This is a genomic window from Pseudoalteromonas sp. S327, from assembly GCF_005886415.1.
Classification (GTDB): Bacteria; Pseudomonadota; Gammaproteobacteria; order Enterobacterales; family Alteromonadaceae; genus Pseudoalteromonas; species Pseudoalteromonas atlantica.
Genome location: NZ_PNDP01000004.1, coordinates 50,783 through 70,312, shown reverse-complemented (window position 1 = coordinate 70,312; position 19,530 = coordinate 50,783). Strand labels below are relative to the sequence as shown.

Annotated in this window: 20 protein-coding genes and 1 pseudogene; 11 read left to right on the top strand and 10 right to left on the bottom strand. The window is 41.5% G+C overall.

Annotated features, from left to right (window positions below; all coding sequences use genetic code 11):
• Window position 1 precedes the first annotated feature (1 nt).
• Both CWB60_RS02665 and CWB60_RS02660 read right to left on the bottom strand, forming a co-directional pair.
• Window positions 2-676 carry a cupin domain-containing protein gene (locus tag CWB60_RS02665; RefSeq protein WP_138579663.1) on the bottom strand — a complete coding sequence of 225 codons (675 nt, stop codon included), beginning with the start codon at window positions 674-676 and terminating at the stop codon, window positions 2-4.
• Between the two features lie 84 nt (window positions 677-760).
• Window positions 761-1,534 (bottom strand): SDR family NAD(P)-dependent oxidoreductase, encoded by a 774-nt coding sequence (locus tag CWB60_RS02660; RefSeq protein ID WP_138579661.1) that lies wholly within the window; start codon window positions 1,532-1,534, stop codon window positions 761-763.
• Window positions 1,535-1,703: 169 nt separating this feature from the next.
• Between CWB60_RS02660 and gcvA the strand changes: the two genes are divergently transcribed.
• The 3 genes from gcvA (at window position 1,704) to CWB60_RS02645 (ending at window position 4,597) form a co-directional block, all read left to right on the top strand.
• Window positions 1,704-2,633 carry a transcriptional regulator GcvA gene (gene gcvA, locus CWB60_RS02655; protein WP_138579659.1) on the top strand — a complete coding sequence of 310 codons (930 nt, stop codon included), beginning with the start codon at window positions 1,704-1,706 and terminating at the stop codon, window positions 2,631-2,633.
• A gap of 155 nt (window positions 2,634-2,788) precedes the next feature.
• Window positions 2,789-3,310: a carboxymuconolactone decarboxylase family protein gene (locus CWB60_RS02650; RefSeq protein ID WP_138579657.1), complete on the top strand. Its 522-nt coding sequence runs from the start codon at window positions 2,789-2,791 to the stop codon at window positions 3,308-3,310.
• 57 nt (window positions 3,311-3,367) lie between these two features.
• On the top strand, window positions 3,368-4,597 hold the full coding sequence (locus tag CWB60_RS02645) for an MFS transporter (RefSeq protein ID WP_138579655.1): 1,230 nt from the start codon (window positions 3,368-3,370) through the stop codon (window positions 4,595-4,597).
• A gap of 437 nt (window positions 4,598-5,034) precedes the next feature.
• Here CWB60_RS02645 and CWB60_RS02640 read toward each other — a convergent pair.
• Window positions 5,035-5,649: pseudogene (locus CWB60_RS02640) on the bottom strand (transposase); the annotation flags it as partial.
• A 245-nt stretch (window positions 5,650-5,894) separates the two neighbouring features.
• Window positions 5,895-6,869: a transposase gene (locus tag CWB60_RS02635; protein ID WP_138579653.1), complete on the bottom strand. Its 975-nt coding sequence runs from the start codon at window positions 6,867-6,869 to the stop codon at window positions 5,895-5,897.
• Window positions 6,870-7,040: 171 nt separating this feature from the next.
• On the opposite strand from CWB60_RS02635, the gene CWB60_RS02630 reads away from it, so the two are divergent.
• Window positions 7,041-7,382, top strand: a complete 342-nt coding sequence (locus CWB60_RS02630; protein ID WP_138579651.1) for a gamma-glutamylcyclotransferase family protein — start codon at window positions 7,041-7,043, stop codon at window positions 7,380-7,382.
• A 35-nt stretch (window positions 7,383-7,417) separates the two neighbouring features.
• Here CWB60_RS02630 and CWB60_RS02625 read toward each other — a convergent pair whose 3' ends face one another.
• A complete protein-coding gene (locus CWB60_RS02625; RefSeq protein WP_138579649.1) occupies window positions 7,418-8,098 on the bottom strand; it encodes a hypothetical protein in 681 nt (226 codons plus the stop codon).
• A 107-nt stretch (window positions 8,099-8,205) separates the two neighbouring features.
• On the opposite strand from CWB60_RS02625, the gene CWB60_RS02620 reads away from it, so the two are divergent.
• The gene (locus CWB60_RS02620) at window positions 8,206-9,081 is read left to right on the top strand and encodes a LysR substrate-binding domain-containing protein (protein ID WP_138579647.1); all 876 of its coding nucleotides are present in this window, start codon (window positions 8,206-8,208) and stop codon (window positions 9,079-9,081) included.
• A 77-nt stretch (window positions 9,082-9,158) separates the two neighbouring features.
• Here the strand turns inward: CWB60_RS02620 and CWB60_RS02615 are convergent, their stop codons facing one another.
• Window positions 9,159-11,240 (bottom strand): TonB-dependent siderophore receptor, encoded by a 2,082-nt coding sequence (locus tag CWB60_RS02615; RefSeq protein WP_138579645.1) that lies wholly within the window; start codon window positions 11,238-11,240, stop codon window positions 9,159-9,161.
• A gap of 168 nt (window positions 11,241-11,408) precedes the next feature.
• On the opposite strand from CWB60_RS02615, the gene CWB60_RS02610 reads away from it, so the two are divergent.
• The 5 genes from CWB60_RS02610 to CWB60_RS02590 all read left to right on the top strand — a co-directional run bounded on the left by CWB60_RS02610 (window position 11,409) and on the right by CWB60_RS02590 (window position 15,635).
• Window positions 11,409-12,032 (top strand): fused MFS/spermidine synthase, encoded by a 624-nt coding sequence (locus CWB60_RS02610; RefSeq protein WP_004586267.1) that lies wholly within the window; start codon window positions 11,409-11,411, stop codon window positions 12,030-12,032.
• Window positions 12,025-12,909 carry a spermidine synthase gene (locus tag CWB60_RS02605; protein ID WP_138579643.1) on the top strand — a complete coding sequence of 295 codons (885 nt, stop codon included), beginning with the start codon at window positions 12,025-12,027 and terminating at the stop codon, window positions 12,907-12,909. Before CWB60_RS02610 ends, CWB60_RS02605 begins: the two co-directional genes overlap by 8 nt.
• Window positions 12,910-13,028: 119 nt before the next feature.
• Window positions 13,029-13,502, top strand: coding sequence for a MarR family transcriptional regulator (locus CWB60_RS02600; protein ID WP_054982034.1), 474 nt, complete (start codon window positions 13,029-13,031; stop codon window positions 13,500-13,502).
• Window positions 13,503-13,510: 8 nt separating this feature from the next.
• Window positions 13,511-14,575, top strand: coding sequence for an HlyD family secretion protein (locus CWB60_RS02595; RefSeq protein ID WP_138579641.1), 1,065 nt, complete (start codon window positions 13,511-13,513; stop codon window positions 14,573-14,575).
• A gap of 10 nt (window positions 14,576-14,585) precedes the next feature.
• Window positions 14,586-15,635 (top strand): DUF2955 domain-containing protein, encoded by a 1,050-nt coding sequence (locus CWB60_RS02590; RefSeq protein ID WP_004586263.1) that lies wholly within the window; start codon window positions 14,586-14,588, stop codon window positions 15,633-15,635.
• 81 nt (window positions 15,636-15,716) lie between these two features.
• Here CWB60_RS02590 and arfB read toward each other — a convergent pair whose 3' ends face one another.
• The gene (gene arfB, locus CWB60_RS02585; RefSeq protein WP_024033019.1) at window positions 15,717-16,130 is read right to left on the bottom strand and encodes an alternative ribosome rescue aminoacyl-tRNA hydrolase ArfB; all 414 of its coding nucleotides are present in this window, start codon (window positions 16,128-16,130) and stop codon (window positions 15,717-15,719) included.
• Between the two features lie 193 nt (window positions 16,131-16,323).
• On the opposite strand from arfB, the gene CWB60_RS02580 reads away from it, so the two are divergent.
• Window positions 16,324-16,896: a hypothetical protein gene (locus CWB60_RS02580; RefSeq protein WP_004586261.1), complete on the top strand. Its 573-nt coding sequence runs from the start codon at window positions 16,324-16,326 to the stop codon at window positions 16,894-16,896.
• Between the two features lie 89 nt (window positions 16,897-16,985).
• On the opposite strand, the gene CWB60_RS02575 is transcribed toward CWB60_RS02580, so the two are convergent.
• The 3 genes from CWB60_RS02575 to CWB60_RS02565 are packed head-to-tail and all read right to left on the bottom strand — an operon-like array spanning window position 16,986 to window position 19,520.
• Window positions 16,986-17,732 carry an SDR family oxidoreductase gene (locus tag CWB60_RS02575; RefSeq protein WP_171036111.1) on the bottom strand — a complete coding sequence of 249 codons (747 nt, stop codon included), beginning with the start codon at window positions 17,730-17,732 and terminating at the stop codon, window positions 16,986-16,988.
• A 10-nt stretch (window positions 17,733-17,742) separates the two neighbouring features.
• A complete protein-coding gene (locus CWB60_RS02570; RefSeq protein WP_138579639.1) occupies window positions 17,743-18,447 on the bottom strand; it encodes a histidine phosphatase family protein in 705 nt (234 codons plus the stop codon).
• The gene (locus CWB60_RS02565; protein ID WP_138579637.1) at window positions 18,447-19,520 is read right to left on the bottom strand and encodes a phosphotransferase family protein; all 1,074 of its coding nucleotides are present in this window, start codon (window positions 19,518-19,520) and stop codon (window positions 18,447-18,449) included. Before CWB60_RS02565 ends, CWB60_RS02570 begins: the two co-directional genes overlap by 1 nt.
• Window positions 19,521-19,530 lie beyond the last annotated feature (10 nt).

Below are 19,530 nucleotides of genomic sequence, written 5' to 3'. Positions count from 1 at the left end.
TTTAGCCTCCACAGCCTATGTTTTTAAAATTACCTACTTTTAGGTAAATTGTAGCGCTGTTATTTCCCGCAGATATTAACGCTTTACTCGTGCTTGGCAGCCTTAGCCAGCTTCCTTTTGAATATTCTACCTCGTTGTGTATTACGCTGCCGCCCAGTATAAATAACTCCAAGGCATTATGTGCTTTTAGATTATCGAATAGGGGCTGTTGCGGGGTTAACTTTACCAGTTTAGTTACTTCGTTATCATCTTGATAAAGCGGGCATATTAGGCGGTTATTTTGGGTTATCCACGTAGCCTGATCGTGTGTATTTATGCGCACTGGGGCGGTTTCTGTTACGCACATTTGCCACAGTTTTACAAAAATGGTTGCGCCACTTTTACTTTTAGGTGCATGTGAAGACCCTGGCGGGCTTCGTAAATAAAAGCCTTGTGGGTAGTCGCCCGACTCATCTGAAAAAGTGCCCGAAAGTACCAATATTTCTTCACCACCTGGGTGAGCATGGCTTGGAAAAGTAGACTCAGTCGCGTAGCGTACTACGCTAGTTGCTCTGGCTTTTTCAGCGCCTATTCTGTCGAGCATTACCCGCTCAACACCCGCCTGAGGCGATGTTTGCCAACTATATTGACTTGGCAGCATTAAAGCGTTTTTTGAAAAATCTGAATTGACTCGCATTTATCCAACCTAAATAAAATAAGAGCAATAACATACATTATTGCTCTATAAATTTGCGCCCATCGAGGGCTTTAAAATTACGTATTAATTACGACCAGCCATTACACCGCCGTCAACATCCCATACAGCACCCGTTACCCAAGCGGCTTTGTCGCTGAGTAAAAACGCAATGGTATTGGCGACATCTTCGCTTGTACCTACACGGCCAATTGGGTGGAAGCTGTTAAAGCCTTGTAGGGCATCGTTTACTTCTGCTTTAGGAATAAAACCTTCGTAAATTGGCGTTTGTACAACCGCTGGCGATACTGCATTAACGCGAATGTTGTGCGCGGCTAATTCCATTGCTAAATGTTGAGTTAGCGCATGTAAACCTGCTTTAGCCATTGAATATGCCGACGATGGTGTAGCAGCAATAGCTTGCTTACCCCACATAGAACCCACATTTACAATGGCGCCTGCGCGTTTTGCTGCCACTAAATTAGCGGCTACTTTTTGTGTAATAAAAAATAGTGCGCGGTTAATTTGCATGTACTGATCGTAATCAGCCGCTTCGTGCTCTAAAAATGGTTTAGGGAAAAACACACCGGCGGCGTTTACCAGTAAATCGACATCTGCGTGGTCTTGTGAAAGTGTGTTAATTAAGTTTTTCACGCCTTCATCGCTGGTTAAATCAGCGGTTAACACCTCAACAGTGCCTAAAGCTGATAACTGCTCTTTTGCTGCTTGGGCTTTTTCTTTACGGTGCCCAACAATGACAGCTTGGCCGCCTTGCTCTAAAATTAATCGAGCCGTTTCAAAACCCATTCCGCTAGTACCACCAATAACGAGTAATTTTTTACCTGAAAATTGCTTAGTCATGATTATTTCTCCAAGCGCCACTATGCGCTGTATTTGTTATATAAATAAAAAGTATTGAGTTGCCTAATAACAAATAACTTGCTGTTTGGCTTGGGAGGTATTTTTTACTTATTTACTTGCTTTAACAAACGAGATAATCTGAACCGTCAATAAAGAAAAAGTTTATCGCATGAAATCTCCTATACACCTCAATGCATTAAAAGCGTTTGAAGCAAGCGCAAGGCACCAAAGTTTTTCAGCGGCAGCTGAAGAGCTAAATGTAACGCCTGCAGCCGTTGGGCAGCTGGTAAAAACATTAGAAGAGTGGCTCGACACGCCGCTATTTCATAGAATGAGCTCAGGTAAAACACGGCTAGTAACCACCGAAACCGCGCAAAGTGCCCTGCCACTAATACGCGAAGGCTTTGATAAACTTGCCCAAGGACTAGACATTTTAAAAGACAACGCCATAAGTGGCGCGTTAACAGTGGCAGTAAGCCCCGCATTTGCCGCCCAGTGGTTATTACCTAGGTTGCATTTCTTTCAAGAGATATGCTCGCAAACCAGTGTAAATCTAAATACTAATTTAAAACCTGTTGATTTTACTGAGCAGCGTATAGATATAGGAATACGCTTTGGTGTAGGCACTTGGCAAGGCTTGAACGCAGAAAAACTAATGGATGAAGAGGTATACCCGGTATGCTCACCTAAGTTTTTAGAAGACTCAAACCGCTTAAACACCATAGATAAATTATTGAACGAAACCCTAATACACGATCAATCAATGGATGACCATACGGGTTTTCCGTCTTGGTCGGCGTGGTTAAAAAAAGCCGGAGTAACAGGCCCTTTAACCACTAAAAGCATTCAAATAAATAACTCAGCGGCTGTATTGCAATCAGCTATTGACGGCCACGGCGTGGCGTTAGCACGCAGTGTTATGGCTAAAGATGATCTAGCCGCAGGGCGATTGGTCAGGTTATTCCCTGATATTTATTTTGAATCGCCTTTGGCGTATTACGTTATTTACCGCCCCGAATGTGCTGAACTGCCAAGAATACACGCATTTAAAGAATGGCTGTTTAAAGAGGTAGGAAACCCGCGGGCTAAAAGAGATTAAAGCTCAGGAGTACTTTGATAAAATACAGCAGTAAAGAAAATATTTACCATGGTAAAAGATAATCTCTGTAGTTAAGTACGTTCATTCCCCGTAAGCTTTCGCTCCAAGTTAGCCACTTTAATGACTAAAGTGGCGTTTAATTAGGAGTAAACATTATGTCACAAGTAATAGTAACGCCATGGCAAGATGGCGAGCAAGCCCCAGGCGAACTACTAGCCGAAATGCAAGGTCGTCGTCCAAACGGTGAACTAATAGGCATAGATAGAGTACTACTAAAAAGCTTTCCTTTAGCTAAAGGCTGGAATGAGCTGTTAGGGCGCGTTAGAGCAAACTTTGGCTTATCGCTTGAGTATCGCGAACTTATTATGCTGCGTGTAGCGGTATTAAACAAAGCCGATTTTGAGTGGAATGTGCACTACCCTGCATACATACAGGCTGGCGGTAGCGATGAAAAAGCAACGGCTCTTAAAAGTGTGGTAGTAAATGCTGAGTTATTCTCTGAGCAGGAGCTGACTTTGCTTGAGCTTACTGAGCAATCAACCACTAAAGTAAATGTTGATGGCGACGTTATTGAACGTTTAAAAGCACTATTTGGTGAAACGCAAACAGTAGAAGCGGTAGCAACGGTTGCTGCTTACAACATGGTATCGCGCTTTTTAGTGGCGTTAGACATTTAAATACCTCAACCATAAATTGCTTTTAACCGCCTTGAATACTTTTAGGAAAGTGAAATCATGGAAAAATTAAACGCTATAGACTCAGATAGGCTTGAGCAAAGCGACCCTCAAGTTCAAACAGCTAACTTATGGCGTTTAATGTTAGCCCAGGCACTTTCTGGGGCTAATAGCGTTGTGCTATATGCAACAGGTGCGGTAGTGGGAAGCTTGCTTGCTCCTACTGCACTTTTAGCCACTTTACCTGTTTCTATTTTTGTTTTAGGAATGGCGTTGTGTGTTTTACCCGCCGGTGAATTAGCACGAAAATATGGCCGGCGTGCAGCCTTTATGGCAGGCACTGGCGCGGGTGTTTTAACCGGACTATTAGCGACTATTGCGTTGTATATAGACAGTTTTTGGCTGTACTGTTTATCTGCGCTATTGGGCGGCGCTTATGCGGCAGTGGCTTTGTCATTTCGGTTTGCTGCAACCGATGGCGTGCCCGAAAATAAACGCCCGCAAGCGCTTTCTATGGTAATGGCCGGTGGCGTAGCTGCAGGTGTTATTGGCTCGCAGTTAGTTACGCATACCATGCACCTGTGGTCAGACAAAATGTTTGCTGCCACATTTATTGCGCAAGCCATTGTCGCGGCTCTCGCTGGTGTTATTTTGTTTGGCGTTAAATTGGCTAAGCCTTTAGCAAATCAAGCATATTCAGGAAGACCATTGAGAACAATTGCTTTGCAACCACGATTTAGAAGCGCGGTTATTTGTGGTGCAGCATCGTATATGGTGATGAACTTTTTAATGACATCGGCACCTTTGGCAATGCATATGCACGGGCATAGCCAAGAGTCAGCAAACTTAGGAATGCAGTGGCATGTTATTGCTATGTATGCACCTAGCTTTTTTACCGGTAAGCTCATTGCACGTTTTGGGGCTGCTCGTATTTCTGTTTTTGGTATTATTTTAACTGCAATTTCAGCAGCTATAGGCTTTTTAGGTGAAGGTGTATATCACTTTTACGCGCTATTAATTTTGTTAGGCATAGGTTGGAACTTTGGCTTTTTAGGGGCATCCGCATTAGTGCTAGAAACGCACAAGCCAGAAGAAAAAAACCGTGCTCGATCGTTTAGTGACTTTATAGTGTTTGGCTTAATGGCGGTAGGCTCTTTTTCATCAGGTGGGTTATTAAGTGCGTACGGTTGGCACACCGTTTTATGGGCGTCGTTTTTGCCTTTATTACTGGCCGTTATTGTTTTGATATTAACCAAAAAATACCAAGCCAATTTTAGCGAGCAAGCTTAAACACACTAACTGCCCTACAAGCCGCTTTTATTAGCAAGCTAAAGCTTATTAAGCTGCTGGCAAAATTGCCTTACTTTTAATTCTTGTAGCGAGGCTGTTTTATATGAAATATAACACGGCCTAAAATATTCCCTTGCTTGATAAAACCAAGCTCTTTTGTACTGGTGCTACTGATATGATCGCCGCTTAAAAAAAATTATAATGACACCCACTATAAATTTTGAGTTGGCAGTTCAAAAAATTAACATGATACCCACTTCAAATATGTAATTAGTAGTTAAATTAAGTGCTTTTAATGAGGATTTATTAGCTGTAATTATAAAAAGTGCAGGAATATGGATAAATTTAAGATTTATTGGGTTGGCATATTTATGATTTATTAATTTTAGGCATGCTTAAACCTGCATCTAGGCAGTTTTAAAACTATTAAGGAGGTTTTAGGCTAATAGCTTTTCGCAATTACTAAAATTAACTCGTCGCTTTTTATTTAAATGCTCGCAGTAACTTACATGTGATTGCGGCTTACCTACAGCGCCATGAAATACGCGTGTAAAATCAGTAGTGAGTTTTAACCAATTCTCTGGCGATATGTTTACTCTTTCTAATAAAGGGAGCTGTGTGTTTTCAATAAAACCTGGTTTGTTATCGCGAATAATGCGCCCTGTGAGCTCAACTAATTCGAGGTAATATTTAAGCTCGAACGGTAAACCTTTTGGCATAAATTTACGGGGCTTACCTGCAAATTTTAAAAGTTGTTTGGGTTGCTTTGCATTTTTAGCGCCCTGAATACGCTTTTGCACGCTGGTGAAGTTTGAGCACTCGGGGGTTTTAGCTACTTTTGCTCTTATTGGGTTTAAATCAACGTAAGCCATGCAAGCTGCAAGGGCTGCTTCATCAAGGAGAGCTTGTGATTTAAATCGCCCTTCCCAAAATCGGCCAGTGCATTTATCTTCTTTATTTGCTTTACGAGCAATGTGTTCGTTTAAAACGCGCATAAACCAGCTAATGCTAGATAACCTTTCTCTGTATTGAATAATAGTTTGGCTTAAAAAGAAATTATAATGACACCCACTATAAATTTTGAGTTGGCAGTTCAAAAAATTAACATGACACCCACTTCAAATATGTAATTAGTAGTTAAATTAAGCGCTTTTAATGAGGATTTATTAGCTGTAATTATAAAAAGTGCAGGAATATGGATAAATTTAAAATTTATTGGGTTGGCATATTTATGATTTATTAATTTTAGGCATGCTTAAACCTGCATCTAGGCAGTTTTAAAACTATTAAGGAGGTTTTAGGCTAGTAGCTTTTTACAATTACTATAATTTACTCGTCTTTTTTTATTTAAATGCTCGCAGTAACTTACATGTGATTGCGGCTTACCTACAGCGCCGTGAAATACGCGGGTAAAGTCTTTAGTGAGTTTTAACCAGTTCTCTGGTGCTATGTTTATTCTTTCTAATAAAGGGAGCTGAGTGTTTTCAATAAACCCAGGTTTATCATTGCGAATAATACGCCCCGTCAGCTCAACTAATTCGAGGTAACATTTAAGCTCAAACGGTAAACCTTTAGGCATAAATTTACAGGGTTTACCTGCAAATTTTAAAAGTTGTTTGGGTTGTTTTGCGTTTTTAGCGCCCTGAATGCGCTTTTGCACGCTGGTGAAGTTTGAGCACTCGGGGGTTTTAGCTACTTTTGCTCTTATTGGGTTTAAATCAACGTAAGCCATGCAAGCTGCAAGGGCTGCCTCATCAAGAAGAGCTTGTGATTTAAATCGCCCTTCCCAAAATCGGCCAGTGCATTTATCTTCTTTATTTGCTTTACGAGCAATGTGTTCGTTTAAAACGCGCATAAACCAGCTAATGCTAGATAACCTTTCTCTGTATTGAATAATAGTTTGGCTTAAAAAGTATCGCTCTGTACTGCTAAGCTCCTCACCTTGTAAAAATTTTTGTGTAAGGGGTGTGCCTTTACAAAGCTTATGCCAGCGCAGCACTATGGCTTTGTCATTTAACCTATTTGCTTTTTTATCATCAACATAAAGCACAATATGGGAGTGATTACTCATAACTGCATAAGCACATATATCAATACAAAATATTTTAGCGAGGCTAAATAGTTTTTGTTCTACCCAGCCCCTTCGATGTTCGTAGGATTTACCCGTTAATGAATCCTCGCCGCATAAATAAGCATGACGTACACAGCGCGAAATACAGTGATAATATTTTGTATCTGACAAACTGATTTGGCGTTTTCTTGCAATAGCCATTTAGCACCTAGCTTTTGATGAACCAATTAAAAAAGTAGATGCTTATTGCGTAAAGTGCAAAAATAAAGGTGGGTGTCATTATAAAAGTAAAGTTTCACTCGGGATTTTTTTCATATTTAGTTAAGCTTTAGCTTAGCTAAACATAATCATTAGCCTAATTTAGGAGTTTACGTGTTAGAAGCGTTATTTGTTTATGGTACCTTGTGCCCAGGGCATCCGAACGAGCATATTCTTGCCAATATTGGCGGTACATTTGAGCAAGGCAGTGTGGTTGGCAATTTAATTAACGAGGGCTGGGGCGCCAAAATGGGCTTTCCTGCACTGGTATTAGACGAAACAGGCCAAGAGATAAATGGCTATGTGTTTAGCTCAACTAATTTAAAAGATCATTGGCATGTGCTCGATGAATTTGAAGGCGATGCGTACTCACGCATTTTAACGCAAATAAAATTGTTAAACGGCGAATACGTTCAGGCAAATGTATATGCTCTTAACGTTAAGTCATTTATATAGCAGCGCTTTTTAAGCTAAAGCGCTGCTATGATTTTTTAATTAACTTCAAAATCGCGAGTTTCTAAATAGCTTGGTACGCTTTTAAAACAGGCCTTTAGCTTACTTGCAAGCGCTGTGGTTACTGGCGCATCACATTTTAACTGGCCATTATATTTTCCGTTAGTTAGTGCTACTAAACTGAGTGAGTCATAGCTTGGTTTACTTTGTATTTTATGAATCACCACCCCCTGCTCTCCTGAAACCTTTATTAAATCAAACTCTTCTTTTTCAGGTTGTGTTATAGCGATCTTTTTTACATATAACGGATTTTTAAAGGTCAGCTTTGTCGAAAACAAAGCCGTACCTCCGCGCTCAAAATGGCCATTAAACACAGTAGTATTTAAAGTGGGTGTCAGCTTATTTATTAATAAATTCAAATCAAACTTGGTTGGTAAAATGGTGATCTGAGTTTGTTTGTTTGGTGCCTCGTTCAGTGCTTTTTTGATTATTTTAAGATGGGTGTCATTGGTAGTTACTTCGTACACTATTTGGTAGTTGTGTGGGGGGGCGTATAAAGGCATGTGGCTGGCAAGTACTTTATCGCCGGCTAATATAAGCGACATGCCATGAAAGCCCATATAGCTGTGGGCTTTATGTGTGTTGTGTGCCTTGTGCTGAGGGTCGCTTGCTAGTGCTGCGCTCGAGAATAAAATAAAAAGTAGCAGTATGTGTTTCATGTTAATGCTCAAAAATAAATATAGCGTCACTATAAGCTGATTTATATATATAAATAATCGATAATAAGTTGTTAGTTGTTTCCTTTTAATCAATACGGTTTGGCGCTATGCATTTAGATGACATTGAAAAAGTAATTCATATGGCGAGTTCGCAAAACCTGCACACAACCGCTAAGCATTTTAATATTACCCCAGGGGCGCTGTCTAAAACGCTAAAAAAGGTTGAGGCAAACTTAGCCACAGAGCTGTTTAATCGTGTGGGCAAAACCTTGGTACTTAATGATAAAGGCAAAGAGTTTGTTAAGCACAGTAGTGATTTAGTACATAATTACCAGCAGCTTACTAGCCGTTTTAAAAGCGATAATCATAAATTTAATGCAGTTATTGCAGGCCCTGCCATTTTACTTAAAAGTGGCCTTAAAAAGCTGCTTACACCCCTTAGTAACCTGCCCTGCTCGGTACGTATTAATAATGTGTTTGAAGGTGAAGCCATAAGCCAAGTTGCATCAGGCGCTGCGCATATTGCGCTAGTAACTCGTGAGGCATTAAATAACAGCTCACACGCTAATTTAGTGGCGGTTGATGTATTAAATACTGGGTTTAGTGTGGCTGCGCATGCTTCGCATCAGCTAGTACAAACTGGCTCTTTAACGCTTAATAAAAACCAATTACTGCAGGCGGCTTTTGCATGCCCTTTGTTTTCACCCCTGTGCGGCTTAGAGCAAGGAGTAGGCTCCGACGGCTGGCAAGATAATATTGCACCGCGCAATATTGTATTTAGATGTAGCGATTACAGTGCATTAATAGAGGTGGTTCAAAGTGGCTTGGCGTTGGCGTATTTACCTAACTTTGTGATTGACGATTTAGGGCTTACAAAAATAACTGTAAAGGGGGTTAACAGTCACTACAGTGAAAGCATTGTAATGATATACAAACCATCAAAGGCCGATGGTTGGCTTAATAAACTTATGAATTCTTTATAAAAAAGGGCTTAAAAATATAAAGCGCCTTAACCACTACATTAAGACGCTTTAGGATGAAAACTTTAATTTGCTAGCTATTAAAAATTATACGCTAACGACATTTTAAATTGAGTTGGCGCACCTGGGTAAACCCATAAAGCGTTGTAGCTGCTTTCGGCGTAATCTTTATCAAAAATGTTATTAACACTTATATTAAGCTTGGTTTGCTCGGTTAAGTTAACGTTGCCAAAAACGCCTACTAATTGGTAGCTCGGTAGCCTAAAACTTAAATCGGCGGCATCACCTAAACGGCTGCTGGTGTATTGGTAACTTGCACCAAACTCAAGCTCTTTGCCCATTAATGCTGTTTGGTGGCTAAGCGTAAGGTTTAAGTTATTTTTTGGTACATTCACCAGCGGGCTGCCTTTTTCAATTGGCACGCCCCAATCGGCATTAATAATGTCGTTTGCTGTGGTGGCGTCTATGTAGGCGTACGATAAGTTAAACGCCGTTGCATCAGTAATATAGGTGTTTAAATCAAGCTCAAACCCTTTACTATCGGCTTTACCAATAGGCGCAGAGAATCCAACGTTTACAGGGTCTGCCACTAACATATTACTTTTAGACGCATCAAAAAATGCCACAGTACCGTTTATGCCTAAGTATTCAAACTTAGCGCCAACCTCAAACGAGTCACTGTATTCAAAGCCAAAGGGATCGCCGCTTGCATCTGTGCCGCTCAGTGGCAAAAAGCCTTCTGAGTAACTGCTGTAAAAAGTGAGAGCGTTATTTAGCTCGTACACTACGCCAACACGCGGGCTTATTTGGCTTTCAGAGCTGGTCGAAAACACGCCGCTGTTGGTTTCTAAAATGTCTTGGTCAACGCTGTCAAACCTCAGGCCCACTAATAGCTTAAATTTGTCGGTAATATCCATTTGGTCTTGAACATAAATACCGTACGCCTTTTGCTCTTCGTCGTTTTCGTAAAGCAGGCTTACTGCTGGGCGTTCTACATCGTAATTTGGCTCAAAAATATCAACGGTATAAGTGCCGTTACCGCCTCGATAGCGAGAAAGCGCTGTACGTAAATCGTACTTGTATGCATCGGCACCTATTAATAAATGATGCGTAATACCGGCTGTGTCTACACTGCCGCTTAGCTCAAACTTTACACTTAAATCTTCTACTTCGTAGTCGCGATAACGCTGCTGGCGAGTAAGTGTGCGGCCATCATCAAATAGCGATTGGCGCGATGGCGAAAGCTCAGCATCCGACGAAAACCCCGTTAACGTAGATCTGCGGTAGTTTGCACCGGCCACTAAAGACCATTCATCGTTAATATCGTGATTTAAAGTAATTTGGTGCCCGCGCGAATACACCTGCGTGTCGCCATCGTTAGGGTTACCTAAATAACGCGAGCTTGGTACGGTGTCAAAGTCGTTATCGAGTACGACAACACCACGGTCAAATAACTGCGCTAAATCTACGTATTCAAACTCATAAGTCACACTGGTTGATGCGTTTATTTGATGATAAATAGACGGCGTAATTACCTTTTTATTGGTGTACACCTCATCGCGGTAGCTGTCGCTATCTTGCCACGCGCCATTTATTCTAAACGCGGTGGTATCGTTAATGCCGTTTGTGTAATCGCCTTCAACGCGATTAAAACTGTCGCTGCCTAAGCTTAGTTTTAGCTCACCTTGTGGCTCAAACTGAGGCTTTTTAGTCACAATATTTACAGTACCGCCAGGCTCTGAGCGCCCATAAAGTGCTGAGCCTGGGCCTTTTAGTACTTCAATGTAATCAATGTTAGATACATCACGCGGGCCGCTAAAACCACGCCCACCGCTAAAGCCATTAATTAAATAGCCCGATGGCATGTTTTCGTTACCCGAAAGACCCCGAATAGAAAAGCTATCCCATAGTGCGCCACTGTTATTTTTGCGCGAAATACTGGCCGAAAAATCGAGCGCGTCTTGTAATTTAGTAATGCCTTTTTGATCAAGCGCAGCACTGCTAACACTTACAATAGATTGCGGCATTTGCTTTTGGGGAATGTCGCCACGGTATGCTTGTTTATAAGTAACCGATATTTTTTCAATTTCGTCGTTTTGCTCTTGCGCCACTGTTTGCGCACTTATGCCTAAGCAGGCTAAATAAACTAAAGAATACTTCATGATAATAGGGAAATCGAAGGTGTTATATTATAACAACAAGTTTAACATGTGTTACTTTATAACAAAACAACTTTTTAAAAAATCACAGAGCGATTAATTAATGCACTAGCGACTGCCGAGCCATCACGTTAGTATGGAGATCTCTTTAGGTTACATAACGATAATTACATGAGTATAAAAACAAACGCGTTAATCTATTTTTTAGCCTTTTGCAGTGGCTTTTGCATTATGGGTATTGAGCTATTAGGCGGGCGTATTTTAGCGCCTTTTTTTGGCAGTAGTGTACACATTTGGGGCAGCATCATTACCGTATTTATGCTTAGCCTTTCTTTTGGGTATTTACTCGGCGGTAAGCTAAGTACTAAAAATGCATCGCTTACAAAATATGGCTTAATATTTTTAACTGCCAGTATTATGGTGGTGCCTATCGCGCTTTTTTCGCAGCCAATAATGGAATTTATTTTTACTCACATTGAAGATACACGCTACGGCTCGTTACTTGCCTCTACGGCTTTGTTTTTTATTCCTACCGTTATTTTAGGCATGATCTCGCCTTACTCGGTGCGTTTATTAGTCACCGACAGCCATAAAAGTGGCCAAGTTGCGGGTATTTTATATTTTGTAAGCACGTTGGGCAGCGCCTTAGGGACTATTATTACCTCGTTTTACTTTGTACTGGCGTTTGATGTAAACACCATTATAAGTGCCTTTGCGTTAACCTTGGGCCTGTTAGGTGTGCTGGCAATTACTGTTAATAGCCTTGCTGGTAATAAGGAGCTTGCCCATGCGTAACTGTTTATTATTTTTAGCGGTACTGTTTTCGGTTGCGGCGCACAGTAATGTAGTGCACGAGGAGCGTTCTTTATATCGCAATATTATTGTTGATGAAACACATGACCTACGCTGCTTAAAATTTAATACAAAAAGTAGCCAAACCAGCCAAAGTTGTATGTACAAAAACAACCCCGACAAACTGGTTTTTAATTATACAAAACTTACGTTTGCCAGCCTTTTAGTAACCGACAACCCTAAAAATGTGCTTATTATTGGCCTAGGTGGCGGTACGCTTTCTAATGTCATTCATGCGCTTTACCCTGCAGCTAAAATTCATAATGTTGAAATAGATCTCGCCGTTTTAAAAGTAGCCCGTAACTATTTTAACTTTATAGAAAACGATGCGGTCACCTCAAGCGTGCAAGACGGGCGTATATTTATAAAGCGCGCAGCCATTAAAAAGCAAAAGTACGATTGGATTATTCTTGATGCGTTTAACGGCGATTATATTCCTGAGCACTTACTCACCAAAGAGTTTTTTGAAGAGGTAAAAAGCGTATTGGCCGAGGGCGGTGTAATTGCCGCTAATACGTTTTCGAGCAGTAAATTATACGAACATGAGTCGGCAACTTACCACGCCGTGTTTGGCGATTTTATTAACGTAAGCCGTGCTAATCGCTCTAACCGTATTATTTTAGCGGGTGTAAACTCTATGCCTACTGAGGCGCAAATTAATCAGCGTATTAAAGCACTTAACCCGCGTTTAAAAAAATACGATGTAGATTTAAAAGCAATTAGTACCTATATGCAAAGTACCAAAAACAAGCAAGATTGGCCTGCCAATACAAAAGTGCTTACCGACCAATACTCCCCTGCTAACCTCCTTAATTTTTAAATCCACAAATTTATTTAGCCCCAGTTTTGGGGCTTTTTTATTTGCAACACCCCTCAATATTTACTTAGCACGCTAACCAATGCTAAAATACTTAGCATGCTAACTAATTTGAGGTGGTTATGACTACTCAAAAACCTTTTCACGAAACGCTCGATTTGACCATTATTGGTAACATGGGGCGGGTTCATAGGCTGTGCCGTGAGGCCATCACTTTAGCTGTAGAACCTTTAGGGCTCACGCAATCGCGCTGGACGGCACTAACCCATATAAATATGTTGGGCGAGGGCATAACGCAGCTTGAGCTTGCGCAGAGTTTAGGAATAGAAATGCCCTCGCTTACCCGCACATTAAAGCAATTAGAAGAGCAGCTTTTAATTACCCGTAAAGTTGATGAGCACGATAAACGCAGTAAAAAAATTTACTTTACCGAGCAAGGTGGCGCAATTTTACAGTCGCTAAACGAAAAACTCATTGATATTAAAAGCCAGCTATACAGCGGGCTAAGCACACAGCAACTCGATGCGCTTGCTTATGGCATCGTCAATATGGAAAAAAACGCACTAAACTGTATTAAAAATCAAAGTAAAGAGTAAGAGAGACAATGACACCAGATCAAAAATTTACTCGTTATGTCAGGCTTTCGTTAGCGGGTTTTGTTGTTATATTTATTTACTATTTAATTGCCGACATGTTTATGCCGGTAACGCCGCAAGCGCGGGTTTATCATCCTGTGGTGCAAATTGCCCCGCAAATAAGTGGCCGTGTTACTAAGGTATTGGTTAATAATAATCAAACCGTAAAAGCTGGCGATGTATTGTTTGAAATAGACTCAGGCCCGTATAAATTAGCGCTAGAGCAGGCACAGCTTGCCCTTGACGACGCTAAATTACAAAACAAACGTTTAGATACCAATGTAAAAGCACTTGAGGCGCAAATTTCGGCGGCCAAGGCAAAGCTGCACGAACAGCAATTACTTAATAACCGTGGCGAAGCATTATTTAAGCAGCGCTCTATTTCAGAGCAAGAGCTTGAAAGCATTAAAGCTAACTTTGAAGCAAGTAAATCAAATGTCGCCTCATTAGAAGCGCAATTGGCAGAAGCAGTACTTGCCCGCGGCGAAAGCGGCGCGCAAAACTTAGCGCTTCGCCATGCTGCAAACCAATTAGCACAAGCCGAGCTTAACTTATCGTACACCCAAGTACGTGCGCTAAGCGCTGGTGTGGTTTCTAACTTACAACTACTAGATGGCGCATATGCGGTAACGGGTAGCCCGCTTTTAGCTATTGTGGCTAATAAGGCCGACCTTGTTGCCGATTTTAGAGAAAAATCATTACTAAATATGAAACCAGGTAGTTTGGCGCAAGTGGTATTTGATAGCCGCCCAGGTGAGGTTTACAACGCGCATATAAGCACGTTTGAGGCAGGCGTAAGCGATGGGCAACTCAGTGCAAATGGCTCGCTTAGTAGTACCGAAACTAGTAATCGTTGGGTGCGCGACGCTCAGCGCCAGCGTATTCATTTAGTGATGCCAGATAATGCTAAATTAATTGCTAATATGCCAAGTGGTGCGCGTGCCACTGTGCAACTATTGCCAGAGTCAACAATTGGGCAATGGTTAGCGTCGGCTCAAATTAGGTTTATTAGCTGGCTACACTACATTTATTAATGGAGGCCGTATGACTCAAGCTGTTAGCCAAGCACCGCAATTAGACTCAAACGGTTTACGCCAAGCGCTGCGCATAGCTGGCGGTTGCACCATAGGATTTACTATTAGTAAATTAATGAACTGGCCATACGGTATATTTTTTACTGTTTACCCTATGTTGCTACTTGGTTTAGTGCCGGTGTTAAATAAAAGCATTGTGCGCCAGTTTTTAGCCAGTGCCGCCATTAGTATTCCAATGGTTTTAATTATGCAGGGCTTGTTTTCGCACCTTCCGGTACTGATGACCATTATTGTATTTTTAGCGTTTTGCTTTTTGTTTTATCAAATGAGCTCAGGTGCGGCTTTTTTATTTGGCGCACTAGGCGTGGTTGGGTTGTCGATTCAGCTGCACTTTTCAAGCTATGTAACCGGTACAAGTAGTGTATACCCGCTTATTTTAAGTAATGGTTTGGCTACTGTTCTCTCTATTGTTATTGCGTTTGTTATGCATGGTGTTTTTCCTGATGTAACCGCGCGTGCCGTGAGAGCGGTACCCGCTAAAGCTAAAGAAAGCATTCGCCATGAGGTATTATTATGCGCAACGGTTGCTACGCTTTCGTTTGTGGCGTTTCAAGTACTCGATTTACAAGATTCAATATCGGCGCAAGCCTCATCGGTATTAATTTTGTTTTCGCTGTGCTGGAAAGCCGCAGGTATGGCCGGTTGGCAGCGCGCTATTGGTACATTAATTGGCTGTAATGCCGCGCTGTTGGCGCAAGTGTTATTGTATAATCACTCTGACTTTTTGTTGTTTCCGGTGCTTATACTGTGGACGTTATCGTTTGTATTTAGCCGTTTTCATATTATTGGCGGCGGCGCACCGGGCATAGGGTTTGGTGTGTTAACCACGTTTGGTATTTTGTTTGGCAACTCATTAGGTCCCGGGCAAGACCTTGTTTATAGCGCCATGTATCGCTTTAGCTCTGTTGCGGTGGCTATTGTGGCAAGTTTATCTGCGGTGTATGTAATGCACCATATATTAAACCGCTTTAGTGCCACCCGCCATCATACCTACGAATAACCCACTCACGCCTACGGTTAACTATTAGCTGTAGGCGTAAATTAAGCATACTTTACTGTAAAGCCATATAAACTTAGTGAGTTATAACTTAATATTTCCGCGCAGGGCTTTGGTTTGCCCATGTTTGGTTTTTTTATCCATGCGCTTGCGCTGCGAGTTACGGCTTGGCTTGGTTGCGCGGCGGGCTTTGTTTACCTTGGTAGCACTTAAAATTAAATCTTTTAAACGTTTTAGTGCATCTTCTCGGTTAAGCTCTTGGGTGCGAAAGCTTTGGGCTTTAATTACCACCACGCCCTCTTTGGTGATCCGAGAGTCGTTTAGCTTTAATAAACGTTCTTTGTAAAAATCGGGTAACTTTGAGCGGTTAATATCAAAGCGTAAATGAATGGCGCTGGCTACTTTGTTAACGTTTTGGCCACCGGCACCTTGCGAACGTATAGCAGTTAGCTCTAGTTCCCATTCATCTATAGTGACAGTATTTGAAATAGTTAACATTACGTTCAGCTCTTATCGACAAAAATGAAGTATAACATTTGTAACTATATTTGTGCTGAATCAGCTTAAGTTATAGAACTTTAAAGTATTTATACTACTTTATAGCCTAAATACACCTAATACTTTAGTTATGTATTGGCAAGCGCTTACATTTAGTTTTTAATGGCTTTAATTAAATAATAGGAAACGCCCAATGAAAAAAATAATTTTATCACTTAGCTTATTAGCAATGAGTTTTTCAAGCCTTGCTGAAGATATTAGCGAAGGCCAATTACAAAGCTACATGAAAGCACTGCCGGCTGTTTCTAGCTGGGCTAGCAGCCAAGATTCGTTAAAAAACCTAGATTTAGCAAGCATGCTAGGTGGCTCTGCTGATCAAAATGTTGAAGAGCAAAGCTCTCTTGCTAATAGCGCATTAAGCATGATTAAAGAGCAAGGTTTATATAAAAGCTTTGCCGATATTACTAACCGTTACGGTTTTTCGCCTGAAGAATTAGTATCTGTTGGCTCAGAAGTATCTATGGCTTACATCGAAAACCTTAAATCGGGTCTTTCAGCTGAAAACCAAGAAACAGCAAATAAAGTAATGGGTGGCCTGCAAAGCCTTAAAAGTGCTAAAAGCAGTGACGCTAGCTCGTTAATGGGCTCGTTTGGTAAGGCTTCAAGCGCGGCTGAAGAATCTACAGACCCACTAGTAAGCGAAAACAACCTTGAGCTTGTGAGCGAGTACATGCCACAGCTGCAAAAGATTTTTGCACTACTATAATTTTACAAATAACCTAAACGTAGGTTAAGTAAACACGTACATAAAAGGTGGCATTTGCCACCTTTTTTAATGCCTAAAATTTAAAAACCTTACGACATTTTACGAATTGTACTCAGCGGTGCTATTCGTAAAATCCAATGCAGGAATGCCCACGGCCAGCTTGGCACAAAGCTGTTGGCTTTTTCTTTATTTATTGCTTTTACCAGTGCTTTGCAGCCAGTTTCGGTATCAACAATAAACGGCACTGTTTTTACTTTTTCGTTTATTTCGCTTCTTATAAAACCTGGGTGTACGCAGCTTACTTTTATAGGCGTGTGCATTACATCTATGCGTATGCCTTCACTTAATGAGGTAATAGCCGCTTTAGTGGCGGCGTAAACGGTCATGGCGCGCCTAAAACCACGTACAGCACTAATAGATGAAATAGTCACTAAATGACCATGGTTTTGCGCTCTAAAAATTTCCATTGCGGCCTCAGCCTGCGCAAGTGCGGCCACAAAGTTAGTTTGTGCGGTTTGTTTGTTGGCATTGAAATAACCCGTACCAATAGAAGCCCCTTTGCCCATACCAGCATTTATAATCACTCTATCAAGGCCGTTAAGCTCATCTTTAAAGGCGTTAAATACGCTAAATACTTGCTCGTGGTCGTTAACATCAAGCACTTTTATGCTAATGGTTATATTTGGGTTTATTTGTTCAAGCTCACTTTTTAGCTGCTCTAATAGCTCAAAGCGCCGAGCACATAAAGCAAGATTACAACCTTGTTTTGCAAACTCTTTTGCCATGCCTTTGCCTAAGCCTGAACTTGCACCTGTTATTAGTATGTTTTTGCGCATAATTAGATCCTTAGGTGTATGTAATTAATTTTTGTTGTGGGTGGCACTCTAAAAAGTGATGCTCGTTTAAACTACTTATCGTTAATTTTTGATTTTTTCCTTTGCCGCGCGCCACTACTTTGGTTACGCCTGCGTTTACTAAGCTCCAATTAATATCAATAAAGCGCTCGAGCTTTAGCCCCATTAAATGGCTGGTTATAATGCTAATAGGCCCGCCAGAGGTATAAATAAGTACTTTCTTACCGTGGTTTTCATTGGCTATTTGTTCAAGCGCGCCAAGTACACGCGCAGTAAATGCATTAAAGCTTTCGTTATATTGAGTGCTGTCGGGATTGAGTACCCATTGCTGTATGGCGCTAATAAATACCGTTTTAAAATATTCCATAGGCTCGGCTTGCTTGCTAAGTGCCGCGCGAACTTGGCTTGGGGTGGCAAGCTGTGGGTTATAAACGGCTAAAATATGTTCGTGATCGTACTCGTTTAATCGCGCATCGTTTATTACCACTGGCGTATTATTAGCACATGCTAAACTCAGCTCTGCGGTTTGATTATGGCGCAGCATACTGCCTGCAAATACAGCATCGGGCTTAAGCTGCTTTTGTGCTAAATATTCACCCAGTAGTGTGGCTTGCTGTTGCCCTTTTGTTGAGAGCGTATCGTAATTATCAGCCGAAAAACTGGCCTGCCCGTGGCGTACTAAATATAAAATACACATTAGACTTTACCTTGGTTGTTAATGGCTTTTTTACAGCGCCATAAAAGGTAATGTACAAACACCCAAAAGTGTTTAAAGGCGGGGTTTTTAGTTTGCCCATGGTGATAGCGGTAATAAATTTGCTGCACAATGCCGGCAAGTCTAAATAGCCCGTACACTTCGTAAAAGGTAAAGTCATCTACGGTTATATTCATTTTTTTACAGTAGTAGGCCACCACTTCTTTGCGCGTTAGCATGCCCTCTAAGTGAGTGGGTTGACGGCGCGTGGCTTGGGCTAAAAAGTCATCTCCTGGCTCTACCCAGTAAGCCAATGTATTGCCCAAATCCATAAGTGGGTCGCCAAGGGTGGCAAGTTCCCAATCTAAAATACCCAGTACGTTGGTGTAGTCGTTTGCATCAAGCACAACGTTATCAAACCTAAAATCGTTATGTGTTATGCAAATACGCTCGTTACTTGGCATGTTGTTTTCAAGCCACTTAATGACTTTTTTACCGCTGGGTACATTCCAGGTTTTGGCTTTAGTAAAGCGCTCGCTCCAGCCGCTAATTTGACGCTGGGTGTAGCCTTCGCCTTTGCCTAAATGGCTTAAATTGGCCTGTTTGTAATCTACTTTGTGTAACTCTACTAGGCAGTCGAGTACGTTTTCGCACAGCTTTTTAGTTCGCTCGGGCGTGGGGGTTAATCCGCGTGGTAAATTTTTACGCGGAATTATCCCCGTAAGCTTTTCCATAACGTAAAAGTCGGTGCCGAGTATGTTTTCATCGTCGCAAAACGCCTCCATATTTGGCACATAGCTGTAAACTGGTTTTAGCGCTTGCTGCAGCTTATATTCACGGGCCATATCGTGTGCGCCTTTGGCTTTGGTGCCTTTGGGCGCACGGCGTAAAATAAGCGACTGCTCTGGGTACTCTAGGCAGTAGGTCCAGTTTGATGCCCCCCCTGCGTATTGAGTAACACTTGGCTCGCCAGTTAACTGTGTAAGGTGCTGTTTAAGCCAGGCATCTACTTTTTGTGTGTCGAGCTCTTCGCCTTGGCGTACGTTTTTGGCTTGATCTAATAATTGTGTGTTCATTGCTAGCCTT